Below are 21571 nucleotides of genomic sequence, written 5' to 3'. Positions count from 1 at the left end.
ACCGTTTCAACTGGTTACTTTTGCCACCAACGGAACAATGCACCAAAGAATTTGATCAAATGAGCAGTTGGATAAACATTGCAGCAGATAGCGACTTCAGTTTGGATAATATTCCTTTCGGAGTTTTCAGTTCGGACGGAAAACCGAGAGCGGCTACGCGATTAGGTGACAACGTCATTGACCTGGATGCGCTGCAAAAGGCTGGTTTTTTCGCTGGCATCAACTTGCCTGACGACATTTTCAGCAATTCAGTTCTGAACGATTTCATTGCGCTTGGAAAGCCAGTCACTTCCGCCACGCGCAAGCGTATTCAAGAACTTTTTGCGGCCAACAATGGCGAATTGCGAGACAACGAATCTGTTCGGCTCAATGCCATCCGAAAAGTGGAAGAGGTGCAAATGTTGATGCCTGTGCGGGTTGGCGATTACACCGATTTCTACAGCAGTAAGGAGCATGCGACCAATGTTGGAACCATGTTCCGCGACCCGAATAATGCACTTCTTCCAAACTGGCTGCATATTCCTGTAGGTTACCACGGCCGCGCTTCATCTATTGTGGTAAGCGGAACTCCGCTCCATCGTCCGAAAGGACAGACAAAAGCCGATGACGCTGACAGACCGACCTTCGGCCCATGTCGCTTGCTCGATTTTGAGTTGGAAATGGCCTTTATCGTGGGAAAAGGAAATGAAATTGGAACCTCCGTTTCGGTTGAAAATGCCGAAGACCACATTTTCGGGATGGTCGTGTTCAACGATTGGAGCGCACGCGATATTCAGAAATGGGAATACGTTCCACTCGGTCCATTTTTGGCGAAGAACTTCGGTTCGTCCATCTCTCCTTGGATCATTACCATGGAAGCGTTGGAGCCTTTCCGCGTAGCGGGACCAAAACAGGAACCTGCCGTTCTCCCCTACTTGGAAATGCAGAAGAATCACAGTTTTGACATCCATCTTCAGGCTGCCATCGAAACAAATTCGGGCGTAGCCAAAACAGTTAGCAACAGCAACTTCAAGTACATGTACTGGAGCATGGCGCAGCAGTTGGCGCACCACACGGTGAATGGCTGCAATATGAATGTGGGCGACATGTGCGCGTCTGGAACCATTTCGGGACCAACACCCGAAAGTTATGGTTCGATGCTGGAGATCACCTGGCGCGGTTCAAAACCCATTGCCATGCCTGATGGAACCGAGCGCAAGTTCATTCAGGATGGCGACTCGGTGGTGATGAGCGCTTACTGCGAGAAAGACGGAAAACGTGTTGGTTTCGGGGAAGTGAGAACGAAAGTTCTTCCTGCGGTGGAATGATCTGATGGCAATGCAGCATCACACTCATTGCCTCAATTGTGAAGCCCCGCTTCGCGAAAACGACAGATTCTGTCCGAACTGCGGGCAAGAAGACCGAGAACTTGAGATCCGCTTTACGGAACTGGTAAAGGAATTCCTGTCGAGCAATTTCAATTTCGATACGAAACTCGGTTACACCATTCGCGACCTGTTGCTGAAACCTGGCGAGATCACGCGACAGTTCCTTGCTGGAAAGCGCGTTCGATACGTGAAGCCGCTGCAACTCTACTTCTTCATCTCATTCGTGTATTTTCTTCTGCTGGGAATAAGCACGGAAACCTCACCAAATGACTCTTACAATCCGAAAGTTCATTTGAACGAGGTCAAGGATCGATCATCCGTTGAAAATCAGCCCGCCATCGTATCTACCGACAATCCTTCGGCCTTGGATTCCTTGGCGAAGGTTTACGATGCTGATGCAAGTCCATGGAAAAAGCACTTGGTAACTCAGGCCAAGAAATCGCTGAACCCTGAGTTTGAAGAACGTTTCACCAACGAACTGTTCAGCAATTTCTCAATCAGCATGTTTCTGCTGCTTCCCGTATTTGCACTTATCGTTTGGCTGTTCTCCAAAAGGGAATCGCCTTATTTTATGAATTCGGTGATCTTCTCCATCCATTTCCATTGCGTGGCATTTCTGCTCTTTTCGTTGGATATGATCATCGGCTTCTTTGCCGACCATCTGGCTACAACGCTGGTGTTCTTCGTTCTGATTCCGATCTATCTCGTTCTGGCCATGAAACGGGTTTTCGACCTTTCTTGGCTCCGTTCAATTACACGAACATTCGGGGTCTTTGTGGTTTACCTCTTCTTCTTTGCCGTGAGTATTATTGGAATACTTGCCGTAAGTGTTTGGAATTACTGAAAGCAAGAAAGGCCACCTCAAATGAGATGGCCTTTCAAGAATTCTGAAAGAATTGATCTTAGTGTTCTGCAGCTTCGTGCTCCGCAGCCTCGTCTTCAGCACTTTCTTCTTCCATATCCATGGCAGTACTGTCAGCAGGCTCCTCAACTACTTCAACTTCAGTTACCTCCTCAACTACTTCAGTTGGCTCTTCTGTTGCTTCTTCTTTTGGCTCATGAGAACCGCAAGCAACAAATGCAGCGCAGAAAGCAGCAAGGAAAAGATTTGAGAAAAGTGTAGATTTTTTCATCGTGGTGATTTGGTTAGGTTAATCGAAGGGCGAAAACTACCAAAATATGAACGAACCATATTCTAAATGTTAATAACTAAAGCCGATTTGGTCAAAAGTCCCGAACAATTGCTGTTGCCTTTTTCAACAGTCAAGGCTGAATACTTCTTCGGCTTATACCGCGTTCTGGCTTCCATGGCCGATACATTTGTTCTTGATTCATGATCTGGTTCAAGAGAATAGCTTTCATCCTGTTCGTGCTGCTCATCCTTTTGGCAGGTCTTGCTTGCATTATCGTCTTCAAGTATGAGGATGATATGAAGGAATATGCGTTGGAGATGGTGCATAATTCCATTGAAACGGAAGTGTCGTTCAATGAGAATGTGGTGCTTTCTCTTTGGAAGGATTTTCCACTTGTGGCGGTAGAGATCAACGATATTCAGATTCAGGATTCGTTCCGTAAGGACACACTTCTCAAAGTTGAAAAAGCATTTGTTCAGTTTGATGTTTTCAAACTTCTCCAGAACAGATTCACCATTGAAGGAATCCGCGTAACGGATGGTTTTCTGCGATTGCGCAGGAGCGAAAACAACCGTTGGAATTTTCGGGTTTGGAAGGAACAGGAGAAAGATGCGCCTTCAAAAACCGACTTCAGCATCGAGATTCTCACGCTACAGAATGTGCATTTGGATTATGATGACCGCGTTATCGATCTGAACATCCAGTTCTACTCCGAGAAATCGCGATTGAAGGGACGTTTTACGAATGAGAACACGCGCTTGGGATTGAGCCTGAACGGTTTTATGGAGCGGCTAACGACCACGGGTGATGACCGTATCGTTGAGCTTCCGCTGAGTTTGGCGGGTGTGCTCAACATCAATTCAAAGGATGGCATTTACACCATCGAAATGGGAAATGCCGTGCTGGCGGGCAATGAAATGGTGCTGGACGCAGAATGGAAACGCGTTGAAAATGGTACCGACATGCAGATGAAAGTGCATGCGGGCAATATTGAACCTTTCGTGCTGCTTCCGCACGTTTGGCCACAGATGCCTGAGAACATCCGCAAACTCGGCCTTTCTGGCCGTGCCGATCTTATTTTCTCACTCAATGGGCCGTTCACCAAAACACAGGGGCCGCAGTTGGATGCCACCATTCGCATGCGTGATGGCGGTCTGATCTTTCAGGAAACGGATGTTCACGACCTGAATTTTGAAGGCAAACTTTACATGAAGGACATCAAACGTTCGAAAGCGATGCAGATCGATTTTGATTCGTTTGAGTTGCGAACGCCCGAAGGAAACGTGCAAGGAAAAGGCACGCTTACCGATCTTTCCGATCCGCGTTTGCGACTGAACTGCACGGGAAGTTCGCGCATTGAAGAGATCGTTCGCGTAGCGCAGATAGAAGAACAACTGAAAGGAAACGGACACATTTCGTGGACGTTGGATTTTGAAGGTCCGCTCGGACACGAATTCAAAACCACGCTGAATGAACTGCGCGATATGCGCTGGTCGGGAAATGTGCAACTGTCTGAAGCGCAACTACAGTTCAATTCAGGCATTCCGCCCATTGAAAATTTGAACGCGAGCATCGACATGAAATTGGGTGGCACGCGAATCACCGAATGTTCTGGAAAGATCGGTCACATGCAATTTGATGGTGAAGTGGAGATCGCAAGGCTCAAAGACATTCTCACCGAACCTGATTCTAAGATCGAACTGGCTGGAAATATCCACATCCAAGAATTGGACGTTCAGCAGCTACCGAAGGAATGGCAGTTCGAATCGGAAACGAACGCAGAAAGCGGTTCGAGCAGACCTGTTTCGGTAAAAGTGAACGCCACGATCGACCGCATACTTTTCAATGATTTCACGGCTTCTTCCGTTTCGGGAATCGTAAACATGGAGAATGAGAAATTGGACGTTTCGAGCCTGCGCTTCATGGCGCTGGACGGCAACGTTCGGGCAAATCTCACTTACCAACCAACCGCAACGGGTTACTTACTTGGCCTGGATGGCGAACTGCACAACATCGATATGAGCCGCACGCTGGCCGAATGGAATGAGTTCGGACAGACCACGCTTACTTCCAAGAACCTGAAAGGACGTGCTTCTGCGATTCTTGAAGCAGACATCTACCTCGATAAAGACCATCAATTACAGAAAGATCTGCTTCGTGTGGAAACAGATATCGAAGTGAGCGGTGGTCAACTCGTCAAATTCGAGCCGCTGCTGGCCATGTCGCGCTTCATCAGCGTAGATGAACTCAACGAAGTGAAATTCGACACGCTGCGCAATCAGCTAAGCATTCGAAACGGCAAGATCTACATACCGAGAATGACCGTTTCGAGCAGCATTTTGAACGTGATGGTTTTCGGAGAGCACGGTTTCGATCAGGAAATGGATTACCACGTGAACCTGTTGATGAACGACCTGCTTCGCAGAAAAGCCAAGAAGAAGGAAACGTTCGATGGCCATGAGATCATTGACGAGAAAGGTAAAACGCGGCTTTTCCTTTGGATACGCGGCAGGCCAGGCGATCTGAAGGTCGGTTTCGACAAAAAGGAGGTGAAGCAGAAGATCAAGGATGATCTGAAAAAAGAAGGCCAGGCCATCAAAAAGTTGTTCCAAGATGAGTTCAGCGGAAACGGCAATCAGCAAGTAGAGCAACCAGAAGTTCAGTTCAGATTGGAAGATGATGGCATCAACACACCCAAGAAGGAAACCGAGGAACAGCCAGAGACCAAACCTGTAACGAACGAGAAACCGAAGAAAAAGAAGGGATTCTTCAACACCGAACCTGAGAAGGAAGAAACCGAAGGAACGTTCGAAATTGAGTTCGACCCGTAGTTAAGCTTTGATGCAGCAAACCCTAACAGGCGTTTCCTTTAATTTGTAAAGATCAAATCCGACACGTGTCCAAGTGAACATCTATTCGAAGAAACAACGTTGGAAACAACTGCTGGTCGTAGTGGCGCTCATCATTGGCGTTGGTTCGCTTTTCTACACCAACCAATTGGTAAGCAGATTGGCCATTCAGGAACGGCACAAGGTGGAACTTTGGGCAAAAGGGACGAAATTTTTGGCCAATTCGGCCGATCAGAACACGGATCTCAGCTTCGTTTTTGAGGTCGTAAAGTCAAATACAACTATCCCGCTCATCCTTACAGATGGTGAGGAAAACATCATTTCACTCCGAAATTTTGACGAGGCGAGAAGCACGGATTCCGAATACCAGCAGGAACAACTACGTAAGATAAAAGGTCGCAACGACCCGATTGAGATCGAACTTTTCGGTGGCACCAAGAATTACATCTTCTACGATAATTCCGACCTCTATTATCAGCTCAAATACTATCCGTACGTGAGTTTGGGCATCATTTCCATCTTCATTCTGGTGGCGTATTTCGCGTTCAGTTTTGCTCGAAAGGCCGAGCAGGATCAGGTTTGGGTGGGAATGGCCAAGGAAACAGCCCATCAACTTGGCACCCCACTTTCATCGCTCATTGCGTGGATCGAATACTTGCGCACGAAAGAGGTTGATGCATCCATTTTGGATGATATGAAGAAGGATGTTTCCCGCTTGGAAACCATTACGGAACGCTTCTCTAAGATCGGTTCCGTTCCAGAACTCGTTCCTGAAAACATGGCCAGCGTACTTCACGACAGCTTGGATTACATGCAAACGCGAAGTTCCAAAAAGATCAAGTTCTCATTAAATACCGAAGGTGCCGAGAATGTGAGCGTTCCACTGAATATTCCGCTGTTCGCTTGGGTGATCGAGAACCTTTGCAGGAATGCGATCGATGCCATGGAAGGTTCGGGAGAGATCAACGTCACGCTCATGGATGGCACTTCGCAAGTGACCATTGATGTGAGCGACACAGGAAAAGGCATACCGCGCTCGAAGTTTGAAACCGTGTTCCAACCAGGTTACACCAGTAAAAAACGTGGTTGGGGCTTGGGACTTTCGCTCACCAAGCGTATCATTGAGCAATATCACAACGGGAAGATCATTGTGAAAAGCTCCGAACTCGGCAAAGGCACCACCTTCCGTATTACGCTGAACAAGGCCTGATGGCAGGGATTTACATTCACATTCCGTTCTGCAGGCGCGCTTGCCATTACTGCGATTTTCATTTCACTACAAACCTCAAGAACGCACAGGAACTTGTCGATGCGATACTTCGTGAAATAGAACTCAGAAACGATTATCTGAGCGGAGAATCCATCTCAACCATTTATTTCGGAGGTGGCACTCCTTCCCTACTTCCAACATCGGAGTTGGAACGGATAATTGATCGGATCTCAACCTTTCATCCGTTGGAGAATGATCTGGAACTGACCGTTGAGGCCAATCCAGAAGATCTTTCAACCAACAAATTGAAAGAACTGAAGAACATTGGCGTGAACCGTTTGAGTTTGGGAACACAATCGTTTATTGATGCTGAGCTGAAATGGATGAACCGCGTGCATACCTCAGAGCAGGCCAAAACTGCCATTTCTGAAGCTCAGGGTCTTGGTTTCGACAACATCAGCATCGATCTGATCTTCGGACTTCCCGATCAAACCATTTCCGACTGGGAATTCAATCTTTCGGAAGCCTTGAAATTAAACGTTCAGCATATTTCAAGCTATGCACTTACCGTGGAGGAGAAAACCGTGCTGAATTCCCGAATCAAGAAAGGAATGCAAAAGGCACCTGATGATGAGCGCACCATGGAGTTTTTCAGAATGAACATGGACTTGCTTCCGCAGAACGGGTTCGAGCATTATGAGATCAGCAATTTCGCGAAGGAAGGGTTCATCTCGCGTCATAATTCATCCTACTGGAAAGGAACGCCTTATCTCGGACTTGGCCCATCGGCCCATTCCTTTATTGGCACAACGCGGCAATGGAATATGCGCGCAAACGCAGGTTACATCCGAACAATAAAGAATGTTGAATCCTTTTTCTTCCAAGAGCATCTTTCAGAGAACGATCGATTGAACGAGAACATCATGATCGGACTACGCACCAAATGGGGAATCGAAAAAGACCGAATGGAACGGATAAAAACTGGAAGTTGGCTGCAACTGATTTCAAATCTCAATGATTTGGAACCCGACAATTTCATTATCGCATCCAACGCCATTCGATTGACAAAAAAAGGGATGCAGCTGGCGGATGGTCTTGCTGCTGAGTTGTTCTTCGAGTAACAAGTTTACCTTTGGTTTCCGTGGAATTACTGAAGCGCAATAAAGAACTTGTCCTGTTTCTGCTGAAGCTTGGCATTCTTTGCGGCTTCTACTTTTGGTGGTTCGTTCCAAATGTGTGGCAGCTACCAGTTATCAGCACATATTACGGTCATTTCATCCACTACATATTAAAGTTTTTGGTGGAACCGAGTGTTTGGATTCTTCATCTACTCGGATATGGAGCTGATGTGGTGAACATGCGCGATATTGACATGTATGACCTGGAGTTCAACGTACACGTGAAAAATTACTGTTTGGGAACAGACATGATGTTTACGTTAGTAGCTCTGATCATTTCATTCCCCGGAAAGTGGATCGATCGTGTTTGGTTCATTCCTTTGGGGTTGTTGGGCATCCAAGCCATCAATATTACAAGGGTTGTAGGTCTCTGCCTCTCCTGGGTGAAATTCGGTAACGATGGACCGATCGATAACCATGATTTCTTCAACGTGATTGCGGTGATCTTCATCTTTCTTCTTTTCGTTGCCTGGGTCAAACGATATGAAAAAAGAGAACCTGCTTAAAGCAGGTTCTCATTGATCGCTACGCGTACCAGTTCTGCAAAATTCCCGCACCTCGAACGATTGAGCATGTTCTTGCGATGATTGGTGATCGTGTGGGTACTCAGAAAGAGTCGTTCCGCGATATCCTTGGTAGTGCATCCAAAGGAGATAAGTTGAAGGATCTCCATCTCTCGTTCAGAAAGTTCCGTGGCAGTTTTTCCAAAGACCGGGACGTTCATCTGGATGACAACCGCTGAGCCTTTCTTCGAGTTCAATTTCAACGTTCGGAGCCATTTACGGTGTCTTTCGTCCTTGAGTTCCTCCAAACTTGGACGTTTAGTTCTTGGATCGTTCATGGCTGTAAGCTTGCGGTAAGTGAACCTCTGGTTTTGGAGCCATTTGCTGCCAGCAGTTGTCGCTGTACGGCTATTAGTTGAATCACAGATCGCTTATGCTCCAAAGAAGCCAAAGGAATGCAACTCATATAGTCGCGGTAAGCATCTATCGATTCCTTGTGGCGACCCAATTCTGAATACACCTCTGCCAACAGAAACCAAGCCTTTGCTGGAACGGACCGATCGTTCACATTTCCATGCTCGTGGTAGTAATTGTAGCTCTTGGAAGCTGACAGCAGCAACGGAAGGGTTCCGCCAGCTTCCATTTTCAAATTGTGCCTACAGATGGCAAGTAGATATCCGACCTGAGCGTGTTCCGGGTCGCTTTGATGAAGCTGCTCCAACAGCGGCAACGCTTCCTCGTAGTCAGCTGCCACTACATTGGCAAAAGCCTGATTGAATGTCTGTGCAAACTTGTATGGACTCATCTGAGCGTAAGCTTCTGTAGTGAGTACAAGCAGGGCAAATGCTGCTACCATCTTGAAATTGTTCTTTATCGTTTCCATGATTTCTTGCTCTTATTTGTTGAATACCACGTTTTGACCGGACATATCATCCAATTCCTGAACAGCAGCCACTCTGCACCGGTCAGCATTTCTCCCGATCATGGCATACATCCTACTTCCGTTTCTTGAACCCTGCTCCAGGTAAGTAAGGAACTGTTGGTAAGAATCTGCAGCCTCGGCATAGTTGCCCAATAACTCTTGGGCCTTTGCCAAATGATAGGCCGTTTCAATCGGTGCATGGATCTCGTCCATGTCCCATTCTTCGAAATCTGCCGAAACATGATCTGCGGCTCGGGAAAGGTAGAAGGCTGCTTTCTCCGCATCGTTGAAGCCGTAGAGGTAGCACCTGCCGAGCATCTGGCTCACATTTGCATTTTCGGGTGTGTTTGCCCTTACTTCAAGCAACTTGGTCACAGCCTGGCCATACTGTTCGCGTTCCATATCCAGCATTGCCTGTCTTAAAATAATGCGGCATTGCGTGGAGTCTGGAGCCTGGGCTGATGCGGAAAGAGCAAGCCCCATAGTAATGATCATGAACAGCACGATCACGGCATTCATTGTCCGGTCAGAGATTCCATCATCATCACCGATCCTTGGACGTGATGACCTTTTTTCATTCAGCGGAGCCTTGACCATGTCAGCACTCCATTTTCTTTGATTTAAAGTTTTCATAATTAGAGGTTTAAAGGGTTTGACTTTTTGGCGCCTATTGTTTGAATTCGACACCAAAGGTTGCTGCACACCCTCCCTCAGTCCTAACCATCTTTTTTGCGGTTTTAGGAATTCTGACCATGTCATTCATCGAAATAGCCAAAAACAACTAACTGACATACGAACTTGATTATCAAGTATTTACGCATGTTTAATGATTGAAAACGGCCAATTTTCCATAAGGAATTCTGGAGCCGTTAAAAAGTCGTATTTTGTAAGAAAATCTATGCGTTATGGCTGCTCAGGACGACCTCTTTCAGCTGATTCAAAGCCTCAACCCTTCGGAGAAACGCTACTTCAAAGTGAATGCCTCAAAAGGAGGCGATTCCAAAAGCAACTACCTACAGCTTTTCGAGGCATTGGACGGATTGGACGAATATGATGAGGCCGCCTTTAAAAAGAAGCATGCCAAGAAGCCTTTTATTAAATATCTGTCTGCGGAGAAAAAGCAGTTGCGCGGGCAGATAATGAAACAGATGCGGAGTTTCCATGGAACAAGAACCATCGATACCGCCATAAACGAACTGCTACAGGATGAGCTTTTTTACATGGACAAAGGCCTGTTTGACCATCGCGAAAAAGCACTGCTCAAGGCCAAAGAACTGGCCACGAAATATGAGCGTTATCATTTGCTGAAAGAGATCATTCACAGGCAGATTGCACATACCACGGAGTTTGAGAAAAAACAGATCATCAACCCAGTTCTTGAGCTTATCAATGAACAAAAGGCCATTGCCATTCTGGAAGACACCTACACGGATCTAACCATTAAGAACGGTGAACTTTTCACGTTATATCGATCTGGGTCTGACATTAATAGCCCATCCGTAAAGAATCGTGCTGATAGTCTCATCAACGATGTGGAACGCTACAGATCACGTATCGGAGTTTCTTTCAGGCTCAATTCTGTATTCAATAGGGCACATGGAAACTACAACCACCTGTTCAAAAACAGACAGGCTGCGTTTGAAGCAAGTTTGGCTGAATATGAATTGTATCAGCAATTCTCCTTCATGAAGGATGAAGAGTCCAAAAACTATAAGATCTGCTTGGAAAACCTAATATCAAGAGCACTTACTTCTAAGAATTATGACTGGTATTTGAAGGCATTGGAAGAAATGAAGACAGTACCCGTAACCTCATTTGATGAAGAGGGGGAGGTCTTTCAGAACGTCTATTTTCAGGAGCACTTTTACTACATCAACATTGGTGAATTTGAAAAGGCGGCATCACTCGTTCCTACTATTGAAAACGGACTCATCACCTATCAGCCAAAGATCAATAAGGCACGGGTGCTGGCCTTTCAGTTCAATATCATGGTAATGTATTTCATCATGCATCGGTTCAAAGATGCGCTCAGATGGATGAACCCACTTTTGGCGGACAATAGTGAAATAAAGCAACAGCAAAAATTTGTTACGCTTTTACTTCAACCAATCATACATTTCGAACTTGGGCATGAAGATCTGGTTGAATCGTACACGAGATCTGCATATAGATTCATCCAAAAAAAAGAAAGGCTACACCGATTTGAGAAAATCGTTCTAAAGTACTTTCAACAAATGCCATTTAATTCGAGCCACGAAATGTTCAACACTAACCTTGAGCAATTGATCATTGAGCTCAATCAGCTTTCGATGCAAAAGAACCATGAGTCGGTTTTGGGTATGGAGGAAATTGAGCTTTGGGCAAAAAGCCATCTGACAGGTCAGAAAATGATCAATCTCCTTCGATCAAGGTGATCTTACCAATGTCTGCGTATAGCACCTAATCCCGGCATAGCTCTTCGAGTTATACAGCCCCTCAACCCACTTCACATTGTAACCGCAACTTTCATACGTGTTTTGAACATCTGTTCTTAGCTGTGCGGTGTTCAACCCCGCTCTATAATTGTTGTATCTGACATCCTTGTAATCATAATCTGTCAAATATATATTCTTAACCCAAGCCCCATTTCTCTCAAAACATTCAACCAAAGCATTATTAAATGTCAGAATACCATTGATTTTATGGCTTCTGGGATAATGAAGTGGTACAAGAGGAATCCTTATTGTTTTATAGCCCCAAGACTGCAAAATACCAACCACACTATCCAACCTTAGATTAAGTTGACTCAAAGCAGATGAATCCTCTAGTGTCAAACCCGTGTTCAAATAATTACCACTATAGTATTTCATCTTAACTTCCCCTACGAACGCAGTCCATTCATCATTTTCAGACAGTCCGAAATTCATGAATAGATCCATGTGATGTAATGGGATGCTAATACTATCCCGACCTCCGACATCCAGAGGATTCGGATATAACGAAAGGGATAACCAATCTATGCGTTGGTTGTCGAACAAGCGCTCAAATCTATCTTGTAACTTCAACAACGATCTTCCATTGTCAGGGCATACTTTAGTACTGAATTTCAATACATCTCTTGCAACAATAGTTCTGTTTGACCTAAAAACATTGGCCCCATCAAAACACACTTCAAATCCAATAATGGTATCCACCAGTCCATTTTTCTGAAGTTTGGAGGAAATCAAAGCACTTTCCAAGGAAAGATCTCCCCTACAAGAGAACAATGAAAATCTGCGACCATTGATTCGACCTGTCATGATCTTGTCCTGTACCCAAGTGACCTCCCTCATCCTGCAAACTTTCGAACAAGGGTCGCAAGCATCTGGACACGTCCTATTTAAAACATCATAGGCTTCGCTTCGCTTTGATGTCAGCCATGTAAGCCTGTTCCATTGATCATCAGATAGGCTATCCTTCAAATAAGTACGGAATAATTCTAAATCGTTCAACCAATTTTCGGCAATCACCGAATCGTTCATTTGTATCACCTCAACCAACGTGGATTCCAGAGTCGTCATGCCCTGGTGTCGTAATTCATTCGATCGCGTGGTGCATTCATAAAACCGAATAAATTGTTCCCAAGACGAGTTTGAACTTTTCAGCTTTGAAATCATACTAAGAATCAGTCGCTGATAAGCTGTGTCAGCATTCAGTGAGATGAGCCAGTTTCCGTAATCATCAAAGATTTGATTTTCAGTCCGTTTTGGATGAACCGAATCTTCTTGAATTCTCAAGACCGGATTGGCCACCTATGTTGAATAATAAGTTGGACCGGCATCAACATATGTATGTATGACCACGTCCATTGAATCTAAGAGAACACTGATCATGTTCAATAGTTTCGGCCGATATGCGGAACTGAGTGTAGTTGGTTCTGTAAGATTTATCAGAATACTTTTTATCTCACCTTTCGCATCAGAGGTCTTGACAAATCCTTTTTTATTTGAGTTGCATGAAATTGCTAGAACACCAACTACCACGAATACAAACCGAATATTAAACATGCTTAACCGGGTAAGATCTGCGTGGTGTGGATAAATCGCGTATCAGCCTACAGGCTCAGTAAAAGACTTTCTTGATGTAATGGTATTCGGCATCTTTCGGAGTCGGAAAGTCTTTAGGATCCCCGGTGTGCAAATATGCTTTGCCGATACCGCTTTTAGAATATGCAATGTAAGTGTCAGGAGATTCGAATTGTAAAGCAGCACTGTCCGTTGAAAAGATAAATTCTTGGCCTGCTGGAACATATGATGCCTTTGTATCCAATGAATCCCCTTCCAAAGCGGCCTTCTTGATTAAAGCACTTGCTCCACGCACATCATCAATACCAATGAATCTGAGTTCATTTGAACCTCCAGACTTTTTCATACCGGCAATAAAGACATCCTCTTTCGTATCAATCTTAACAGATTCAGAAGTTGTTTTCTTCTTAAACTCACTCAATGTCACAATGTTGCCTTTCACTTGGATTGTGATACCGATGGCCAAGTCGCAATCGCACGTCACCCCATTATCAGTTACTTCCATCATTTTTTTATTGATGTGAATTGACGAACCGGACTTACTCAGATCAACCTTATGCCCTGATTCGCAGGCACTTTTAGTATCTGCGAGACGATTTTCCTGCCCACACCCCGCAATAAAAATCACGGCTGCCAAAGCCATAAAACTGAATGATACATTTTTCATAGGTCGAATAGGTTTATTGGTTTATGCTCCAATACTACCTATTCGTCCATGAAATAACAACTTTGGTCGTCAAAATGACTAAAAACAGCTACGCGATTTAACGTTGAACTAACGTTGCGCGGAAACTTGGTCAGCAAAGGATGTGAAAGTCAATTCGGTCAGCTCATCAGAAACGGCTTTTACGGAGATGCTGCCATCGGCTATTGAGATACGCGTAAGTTTTCCATCAGCCCCTTTCACAAACCGAAGTTGATCGAGCAAGGGTGTATTGCCACTCGATTTGAGCAGCGCTTCGAGCAGCACATACGATTGTTGAACATTTACGGGAAGTAACAATTTTGAGGTAGTTCGCTCCGATTGGCTCTCCGATTCCAGTTCAACACCTTCTGCAAACTTCATCATGCTGTAAAAAAGCGTGTCGCCAGTTCGAGTGCGCTCAGTGGCAGCAACTGCATCGCCTTCTTGCGTAAGTACGTCTTTGCAGTATGCAGGCAATACTTCTGATAGCGAGGAAACCTGAACGGCCAAAGGTGCTGGTAGCGAACTCAAATAGCCACCGAAAATGAAACCTTCGCGACCACGGAAACGCACCTTATACCAATGGTCTGTTATCCACCCAAGTTGCAATTCCACATCCGTTTGTTCCAAAATTTCAACCTGTTTGCCAAAGGGAACTTTGGTCACCACCCGCGAGTGTCCATCTGGCTGCGAACGCATGTTCAGACCATTGACGGCCATCACGTTCAAGTGCTTCGGTGTGTTTTGGGCTGTGGTTTGTAAACCTACCAGCGAAATGAGAATTACCAGTAACTTTTTCATGACTTTCAGATTTTGGTTCAGTTACTGAACGCACACCTGAAAGCGGTTATTGAACTGATGTTGTGAGGATTAACATTAATTGGCTCAGGCTTCTTTCACCACCTGAATGCGCAGGGTAAGCAATGCGCCAAGCAGCATCAATCCTCCACCCAGCATTACGGCAGAGAGGCGGTCGTTGTGCAACACAGACTCCATTACCCAACCGAAACCAAGGCTGGCAATGATCTCTGGCAAGACGATAAAGAAGTTGAAAATGCCCATGTAGATTCCCACTTTGTCTTTGGGGAGGCTATTGCCCAGCATGGCATAAGGCATGGAAAGAATGCTTGCCCATGCTATGCCAACACCTGTCATGGAGGCATAGAGCATGTAAGGGTCGGTGATGAACCGCACCGAGATGAGGCCGATACCACCCGCTGTCAGGCACAGCGCATGCGTGAATTTCATGGAAATCCGGTCTGCTATATATGGCAGAAGAAATGCAAATCCAAACGTGACGAGGTTATACCAAGCAAAGGTCAGCCCTGCAAATCCCAAGCCCTCGGCATAGACTTCACTGCGCGGTTCTCCACCGAAAATGTCTCCAGCCACAGCTACCGAATAGTAGAACCACATCAGGAACAGACCAGGCCATGTTAAGAACTGCACCAACGCCACCTGACGCATGGTCTTGGGCATGTGGGCAATGGATGAAAAAATCTCTTTTGCAGCCTTTCCTATACCTTTCTCTGCCTGTTGCTTCCTGCGGAATTCCTCCATATCGGCAGGCGGATAGGGTTTAGTCGTGATGATGGTGATCAAAACCGCAGTGATGAACGCAAATGCTCCTAAGTAAAATGAATATTTGACCGAATCCGGAATTTTTCCCATTTCTGCCGTAGTCTCAAACCCGAACCAGTTGCTCATCATCCAAGGCAAGGCCGAAGCGATAACCGCCCCAAGACCGATCATCAGGCTTTGCATGGCGAATCCCTTGCTGTGCTGTTTTTCGGGAAGCATGTCCACCACAAAAGCTCTGAACGGTTCCATCGACACATTGATGGATGCATCGAGTATCCACAAAAGTCCAGCAGCCATCCAAACGGCCGATGAATTGGGCATCAGCACCAACGCAATGGAACTGAGAATGGCCCCGACCAAAAAGTACGGCCGTCTGCGCCCCAATTTGGTCCATGTTCGGTCACTCATATAACCGATAATGGGCTGGATGATAAGTCCTGTTAAGGGCGCGGCCAGCCAAAGCATCGGAATCTCTTCTGGTTTTGCGTCCAAGTACTCATAAATGGCGCTCATGTTGGCCATTTGAAGTCCCCAACCGAATTGGATTCCCATGAAGCCGAAGCTCATATTCCATATCTGCCAGAACGAAAGGGTCGGTTTTTCCTGTTGCTTCATATCCTTGAAATGACTTAGTGTAAATGTAACACTTAGGGGCAATGACCGACATATTTCCAAAACCGCAAACAAAAACACTTAAAGGCCGTATTGCGTTTCTTTAACGAGAACTCGAAAATGTACCTTTGAAGCATGTCCGATAAGATGCCAGCGATAGATCCGGAGAAGGAGAAACAGGATATTCTGAAAGCCTACAAAAAGCTTTTGCGCTCCACCAAGCGCCACGAGGCAAAGGGCGACCTGAAGATGATCCGTAAGGCGTTTGATGTGGCATTGGATGCGCACAAGGACATGCGCAGAAAGTCGGGCGAACCGTACATCTACCACCCTATTGCGGTGGCGGAGATCGTCACGTCAGAGATCGGTCTGGGTGCCAAATCAATCGTCTGTGCGCTTTTGCACGATACGGTTGAGGACACCGACCTGACCGTGGAGGACATGCGCAGAATGTTCGGGGACAAGGTGGCACAGATTATCGATGGTCTGACCAAACTTTCCAGCGTACTCGATATTCAGGAAGACAAGAGCCTGCAGGCTGAGAATTTCCGAAAGATGTTGCTGACGATGAGCAGCGATATTCGGGTGATTCTTATCAAACTGGCCGACCGACTGCATAACATGCGTACGCTCGATTCGATGCGGAGAGACAAGCAGTTGAAGATCGCATCAGAAACCATGTATCTGTATGCCCCGCTTGCACACCGTTTGGGGCTTTACGCCATCAAGACCGAACTGGAGGATCTTTCGTTCAAATACCTTGAGCCTGAATTGTATGAGAGCATCGTAAACAACCTGCGTGAATCTCAAAGGCAGCGTACGCGATTCATCAACAAGTTCAGTCTTCCTATCATCAACTCGTTGAATGAAGCAGGTTTGGAATACGAGATCAAAGGCCGTACAAAATCGGTGTATTCCATAGCACGGAAGATGAAAGCGCAGGGCGTACCGTTTGAGGAAGTGTACGACCTTTTTGCCATCCGCATTATTACAGAAAGCAAGCCTGATCAGGAAAAATCGGACTGCTGGAAGGCCTATTCCATCGTTACGGATCACTACGTTCCGAATCCGAGCCGATTCCGAGACTGGGTGAGCAAGCCGAAATCAAACGGTTACGAATCATTGCACACCACCGTAATGAGCGATACAGGTCGTTGGGTGGAAGTTCAGATACGTACCAGACGCATGGACGACATTGCGGAGAAAGGATTGGCCGCGCATTGGAAATACAAGGCCACAAAGAAGGGAGAAGACCAGGCGCAGAATGCTGAAAGTAGTTTTGACGAGTGGCTGAATAAGATCCGTGACCTGCTCGAAAGTCCCGACCCGAACGCCATCGATTTTATTGATGACTTCAAACTGAACCTTTTTGCGGAGGAGATATTCGTATTTACACCTACTGGTGAAGTGCGGACGCTACCTGCAGATGCCACTTCGCTGGATTTCGCTTTTGACATCCATACCGAAGTAGGTATGCGCTGCATTGGAGCGAAGGTGAACGGAAAACTCTACCCACTGAGTCACAAACTTCAAAGTGGCGATCAGGTGGAGGTCCTCACGAGCAACAAACAGAAACCGAAAGAGGATTGGTTGACGTTTGTGGTAACGGCCAAGGCCAAATCCAAGATCAAGCAATCTCTTAAAGAGGAGAAAAAACGGATTGCAGAGGATGGTAAAGAAATTCTGGAACGCAAGATGAAGCAACTGAAGGTCAACCTCGATCACGACATGCTTCATAAGCTGCACAAGCATTTCAAGGTCAAGACGAGTCAGGATTTTTTCATCGGCATTGCCAAGAAGACCATCGATTTCAAAGACGTTAAAGAGTTCATTGAGAACAGCAAAAGCGCTTCGAGATGGTATAACGTCCTTCGAAACCGTTTGACGGGAACTGGCACCGAGACCAAGAAATCGGAACCTTCACCAAAGCCAAAACCGAAAGACAAAGGCGATACCATCGTTATTGGTGATGCCAGCCAAAAAATGGATTACGTGCTTGCCAAGTGCTGTACTCCAATCCCAGGAGACGACATATTCGGCTTTGTGACCATTAATGAAGGGATCAAGATCCACCGCACCAACTGCCCCAACGCCATCAACATCCGAAGCAATTACGCTTACCGCGTAGTACCGGCAAGTTGGGCAAGCAAGGAAGACCACACTTCATTTGTAACAGGAATTCTCATTACGGGAATCGATGATGTCGGATTGGTGAATGCCATCACAACAGTCATCTCCAAAGACCTGAATGTGAACATGCAGAGCATTGCATTTGAAAGCAATGACGGGGTTTTCGAAGGCCGCATCAAGGTAATGGTAGAGGGCATTCATCACCTCAACAATCTGGTGGCCAACCTTAAGAAGGTGAGCGGAATCAAGAAGATCATTCGCGAGGACGAATTGGAAAAATGATGGAAGTGATCGCCACCAATAGAAACGCCAAGTACGAGTACGCCTTTTTGGAGGAGTTCACGGCCGGATTGCAACTTTTTGGCACCGAGATAAAGAGCATTCGTCAAAAAGATGTGAGCATTTCAGAAGGCTATTGCGCCTTTCATGGCGATGAACTGTACATCCTGAACATGCACATCGGAGAATACGAGCAGGGAACCTACAACAACCACGAACCCAAGCGGGAGCGCAAACTGCTCCTCAAGCGTCAGGAACTGAAAAAACTCCAGAACAAACTCAAAGACAAAGGATTGACCATCATCCCTACCCGACTCTTCATTTCTGATGGCGGCTACGCCAAGTTGAACATTGCCTTGGCCAAAGGAAAGAAGATCCACGACAAGCGCGACAGCATCAAAGACCGGGACGTGAAACGGGAAATGGACCGTGCGATAAACCGTTGATGGCTTTCCTACATTGGCACGCAAGCCATTGACATACCTTTGACCTGATGAAGAACATCTTGGCCATAAACGGATCTGCCAGTGCTGAAAGTGCAAATCTTCTTCTGCTTGAAACGTTGAAGAAAGTTTTCTCCGAATCATTTTCAATATCGGTGGTTGATGGCCTTTGGGAATTGCCTCTGTATACTCCGCAACGCGAAGAAGCAGGAATTCCTGATTCTGTACAAAAGCTTAGGAATAGGGTTGCGAAGGCAGATGCGGTAATCATCTCCACACCGGAATACTTGCACAACATTCCAGCCGTTCTCAAAAACGCCTTGGAATGGATGACCCATTCGGGCGAATTGGCCGACAAACCTGTTCTTCCGATCACGTTCACGCCTCACGAACCACGTGGTGCGTATGCTATGGCATCGCTTACAGAATCGCTCAAGGCAAGCAAAGCGAGAGTCGTGGCAGCGTTGCCTCTCTACAGAACGGAACTTCCCATTGAGAATGGCGAGATAAACTTGGATGAAGACATAAAGCAGCTTATTTCGGAAGCACTTTCCTTATTTTGAGATTGAATGAAACCAGAGATACAAGCCTACAACGAACGCCAAGCCTCAGAACAAAAGCCCATCTGCGACAGGTTGGCAACAGAGATCGACCAACATCTACAGGAAGCAGAGAGCAAAATATGGCACGGGCATCCCGTTTGGTTCTTGGATGGCAATCCTGTAGTCGGGTACAGCAAACAAAAATCCGGCATCAGGCTCATGTTCTGGAGCGGAGCAAGTTTTGATGAAGAAGGGTTGAACGTGCGTGGACCGAAATTCAAAGATGCTTCTGTCTTCTTTAATGCTGTGGAGGATATCGAAAGTCAGCACCTACAACGGTGGCTCGAAAAATCGCGCAACATCCAATGGGATTACAAGAACATTGTAAAGCGCAAAGGCGTGCTTGAGCGACTGAAGTAAAACCAAAATGCTTTAATGCTGCTCCACCTCGCAGGAGTCCCTACTTCATAATTTCTTCCCCGCTATCGTTTTGGCCGCAATGCGTGCGGTGAGCACACAGCCACCAAGGAATGTACCTTCCAGGGCACCTTTGCCATGCGACCCACCGCCACCGAAACCGGCTGCTTCGCCAATGGCATAAAGCCCCGGAATAGGTTCTGACTTCCCGTTGACGGGTATGCTCATGACGCGACCACCGAGGTCGGTCTGAATGCCTCCCAATGTCTTGCGCGATAGAATGGATTCGCGGATGGCCACCAGCGGCATCGCCTTTGGATCCACGATCTTTTGGAACTTGCAGGTACGCACCTTGTCGCCACGGTATTGGCGAGCGTGTGCAATTCTACGAAGCTGCTCATCATCATGGAAGGTCGGGCCACGGTCGATCATGGCATCGTAAGGCAGCACACTTTGCTTCACGTGCTCCAGTTTTACATCGTCCGTTCCCTGTAGGGCGTTCATCTTGTCCACCAGTTCCTCCAAGGTGTTGGCCGTTACAAAATCGGGACTGTTGATCATGTCGTTCACCAGTTTTGTATTGCCGAGAAGGATGTCTTTGAGGAAGCCCACCAGGTTCTTATCGCGGATGGACTCATTGCTTTCGGACCCGCTGATGGCAAACTCCTTGATCATGATCTTCATGTTCAGTATCTGCCAACTGTACTTCTTCTCCTGCTTGCAGATCTCCTCCACCGTCCAACGGGTATCATAAGCGGTAATGAGTGGATTCGGACCAAAACGCTTTCCGGTATGATCCAGCCATAAGGCCGATTTGGGCGGCACGAGGCTAAGTCCGTGGTCTTTCCATTTCGGACGTGGGTGCCGCACCCCTGCCGCATAGTGCCAATGCCAGTCCAAGTGCGTCACGTTTCCGTTGGCGCGCCCTACGGCATCGTGCATATCGCCCAACGCGTACGGATGCGACCCGTTCAGGATCACCTCTGGTGGTTCGCCCCACGGCTTGTACCACGTATCTTTTACACGCTGAATGTTGCCACCCATGCCGCCTGTGGCCACCAGCACGTTCTCGCCCTTGGCCACAAAAGGCACATTGGCTTCCTCGTCCATTCCGGTAACGCCAACCACGCGACCGCCCTCCACTATCAGTTCCTCTGCCTTGTGGCGATACACCATTTGCAGATGCGTAGCGGTCTTGGAATGGTTGCGCAGGCTTTTGATAAGGTCATCGGTCAACCCTTTTCCCGTACCCCACACCATGTGGAACCGTGGGTAGGAATTGCCCGGTTTGAACAATCCGCGCTCCACCCAATGCACCACGGGAAAGAACTTGGTGCCGTGCTCCTTGGTGAGCCAACGGTAAATATGGTCGGTGCACATGTTCACGTACTGCTCGGCCCACGCCTTCGGCAGAACGTCTTCCTCCCCGAAATCGGCCACTGAATGCCAATCGCTCAAAGCAAGGTCCACACTGTCCTTGATACCGCCTCTGCGCTGTAGGGGCGAATCCACGAAGAACATCCCTCCGAAGCTCCACTTGGCCAGTCCACCCAGTTCGGCCTCCACATCGCGGTCTATCACCAGCACTTTCTGTCCTTCATTCAGCAGTTCGAAGGCTGCGGCTATGCCTGCAATTCCACCACCTACAATCACCGCATCGGCTTTGTATTCTTTCAT

20 protein-coding genes are annotated in these 21571 nt (G+C 46.8%); 11 read left to right on the top strand and 9 right to left on the bottom strand.

Features of this window, described 5'->3' with window-relative positions:
• Positions 1-59: 59 nt before the first annotated feature.
• Together fahA and GC178_09470 are read left to right on the top strand one after the other, a co-directional pair.
• Positions 60-1307: a fumarylacetoacetase gene (gene fahA, locus GC178_09475; GenBank protein ID MBI1287796.1), complete on the top strand. Its 1248-nt coding sequence runs from the start codon at positions 60-62 to the stop codon at positions 1305-1307.
• A gap of 4 nt (positions 1308-1311) precedes the next feature.
• On the top strand, positions 1312-2211 hold the full coding sequence (locus tag GC178_09470; protein ID MBI1287795.1) for a DUF3667 domain-containing protein: 900 nt from the start codon (positions 1312-1314) through the stop codon (positions 2209-2211).
• A 58-nt stretch (positions 2212-2269) separates the two neighbouring features.
• On the opposite strand, the gene GC178_09465 is transcribed toward GC178_09470, so the two are convergent.
• A complete protein-coding gene (locus GC178_09465) occupies positions 2270-2500 on the bottom strand; it encodes a hypothetical protein (GenBank protein MBI1287794.1) in 231 nt (76 codons plus the stop codon).
• 200 nt (positions 2501-2700) lie between these two features.
• On the opposite strand from GC178_09465, the gene GC178_09460 reads away from it, so the two are divergent.
• The 4 genes from GC178_09460 to GC178_09445 all read left to right on the top strand — a co-directional run bounded on the left by GC178_09460 (position 2701) and on the right by GC178_09445 (position 8243).
• On the top strand, positions 2701-5331 hold the full coding sequence (locus GC178_09460) for an AsmA family protein (GenBank protein ID MBI1287793.1): 2631 nt from the start codon (positions 2701-2703) through the stop codon (positions 5329-5331).
• 73 nt (positions 5332-5404) lie between these two features.
• Positions 5405-6559, top strand: coding sequence for a hypothetical protein (locus GC178_09455; GenBank protein ID MBI1287792.1), 1155 nt, complete (start codon positions 5405-5407; stop codon positions 6557-6559).
• Positions 6559-7680: a radical SAM family heme chaperone HemW gene (gene hemW, locus GC178_09450; GenBank protein ID MBI1287791.1), complete on the top strand. Its 1122-nt coding sequence runs from the start codon at positions 6559-6561 to the stop codon at positions 7678-7680. The genes GC178_09455 and hemW overlap by 1 nt, the downstream gene beginning before the upstream one ends.
• Positions 7681-7700: 20 nt before the next feature.
• A complete protein-coding gene (locus GC178_09445; protein MBI1287790.1) occupies positions 7701-8243 on the top strand; it encodes a hypothetical protein in 543 nt (180 codons plus the stop codon).
• Here GC178_09445 and GC178_09440 read toward each other — a convergent pair.
• The 3 genes from GC178_09440 to GC178_09430 are packed head-to-tail and all read right to left on the bottom strand — an operon-like array spanning position 8240 to position 9795.
• Entirely contained in the window at positions 8240-8578 is a 339-nt protein-coding gene (locus GC178_09440) for a hypothetical protein (protein MBI1287789.1), read from the bottom strand. The two genes, GC178_09445 and GC178_09440, sit on opposite strands and share 4 nt — an antisense overlap.
• Positions 8575-9123 (bottom strand): tetratricopeptide repeat protein, encoded by a 549-nt coding sequence (locus GC178_09435; GenBank protein MBI1287788.1) that lies wholly within the window; start codon positions 9121-9123, stop codon positions 8575-8577. Before GC178_09435 ends, GC178_09440 begins: the two co-directional genes overlap by 4 nt.
• A gap of 12 nt (positions 9124-9135) precedes the next feature.
• Positions 9136-9795, bottom strand: coding sequence for a hypothetical protein (locus GC178_09430; protein MBI1287787.1), 660 nt, complete (start codon positions 9793-9795; stop codon positions 9136-9138).
• Positions 9796-10067: 272 nt separating this feature from the next.
• On the opposite strand from GC178_09430, the gene GC178_09425 reads away from it, so the two are divergent.
• Positions 10068-11576: a hypothetical protein gene (locus tag GC178_09425; protein ID MBI1287786.1), complete on the top strand. Its 1509-nt coding sequence runs from the start codon at positions 10068-10070 to the stop codon at positions 11574-11576.
• Here the strand turns inward: GC178_09425 and GC178_09420 are convergent.
• The 4 genes from GC178_09420 to GC178_09405 all read right to left on the bottom strand — a co-directional run bounded on the left by GC178_09420 (position 11568) and on the right by GC178_09405 (position 16086).
• Positions 11568-12932, bottom strand: coding sequence for a hypothetical protein (locus GC178_09420; GenBank protein ID MBI1287785.1), 1365 nt, complete (start codon positions 12930-12932; stop codon positions 11568-11570). The two genes, GC178_09425 and GC178_09420, sit on opposite strands and share 9 nt — an antisense overlap.
• A gap of 310 nt (positions 12933-13242) precedes the next feature.
• On the bottom strand, positions 13243-13872 hold the full coding sequence (locus GC178_09415; GenBank protein ID MBI1287784.1) for a hypothetical protein: 630 nt from the start codon (positions 13870-13872) through the stop codon (positions 13243-13245).
• A gap of 108 nt (positions 13873-13980) precedes the next feature.
• Positions 13981-14691 (bottom strand): SH3 domain-containing protein, encoded by a 711-nt coding sequence (locus GC178_09410; protein ID MBI1287783.1) that lies wholly within the window; start codon positions 14689-14691, stop codon positions 13981-13983.
• Positions 14692-14775: 84 nt separating this feature from the next.
• A complete protein-coding gene (locus GC178_09405; GenBank protein MBI1287782.1) occupies positions 14776-16086 on the bottom strand; it encodes an MFS transporter in 1311 nt (436 codons plus the stop codon).
• Between the two features lie 132 nt (positions 16087-16218).
• On the opposite strand from GC178_09405, the gene GC178_09400 reads away from it, so the two are divergent.
• From GC178_09400 to GC178_09385, 4 genes are read left to right on the top strand one after another with little or no spacing between them, the layout of a single operon-like run.
• Positions 16219-18495, top strand: a complete 2277-nt coding sequence (locus tag GC178_09400) for a RelA/SpoT family protein (protein MBI1287781.1) — start codon at positions 16219-16221, stop codon at positions 18493-18495.
• The gene (gene smpB, locus GC178_09395) at positions 18492-18938 is read left to right on the top strand and encodes an SsrA-binding protein SmpB (protein ID MBI1287780.1); all 447 of its coding nucleotides are present in this window, start codon (positions 18492-18494) and stop codon (positions 18936-18938) included. The genes GC178_09400 and smpB overlap by 4 nt, the downstream gene beginning before the upstream one ends.
• 47 nt (positions 18939-18985) lie before the next feature.
• Positions 18986-19498, top strand: a complete 513-nt coding sequence (locus tag GC178_09390; protein ID MBI1287779.1) for an NAD(P)H-dependent oxidoreductase — start codon at positions 18986-18988, stop codon at positions 19496-19498.
• A 6-nt stretch (positions 19499-19504) separates the two neighbouring features.
• Positions 19505-19897 (top strand): DUF1801 domain-containing protein, encoded by a 393-nt coding sequence (locus GC178_09385; GenBank protein MBI1287778.1) that lies wholly within the window; start codon positions 19505-19507, stop codon positions 19895-19897.
• Positions 19898-19942: 45 nt separating this feature from the next.
• On the opposite strand, the gene GC178_09380 is transcribed toward GC178_09385, so the two are convergent.
• A complete protein-coding gene (locus GC178_09380; GenBank protein ID MBI1287777.1) occupies positions 19943-21571 on the bottom strand; it encodes an FAD-binding dehydrogenase in 1629 nt (542 codons plus the stop codon).

The sequence above is a fragment of the Flavobacteriales bacterium genome, assembly GCA_016124845.1.
Taxonomy (GTDB): domain Bacteria; phylum Bacteroidota; class Bacteroidia; order UBA10329; family UBA10329; genus UBA10329.
Note: the sequence above shows the minus strand (reverse complement) of the source record. Positions and strands in the feature narration are given on the sequence as shown.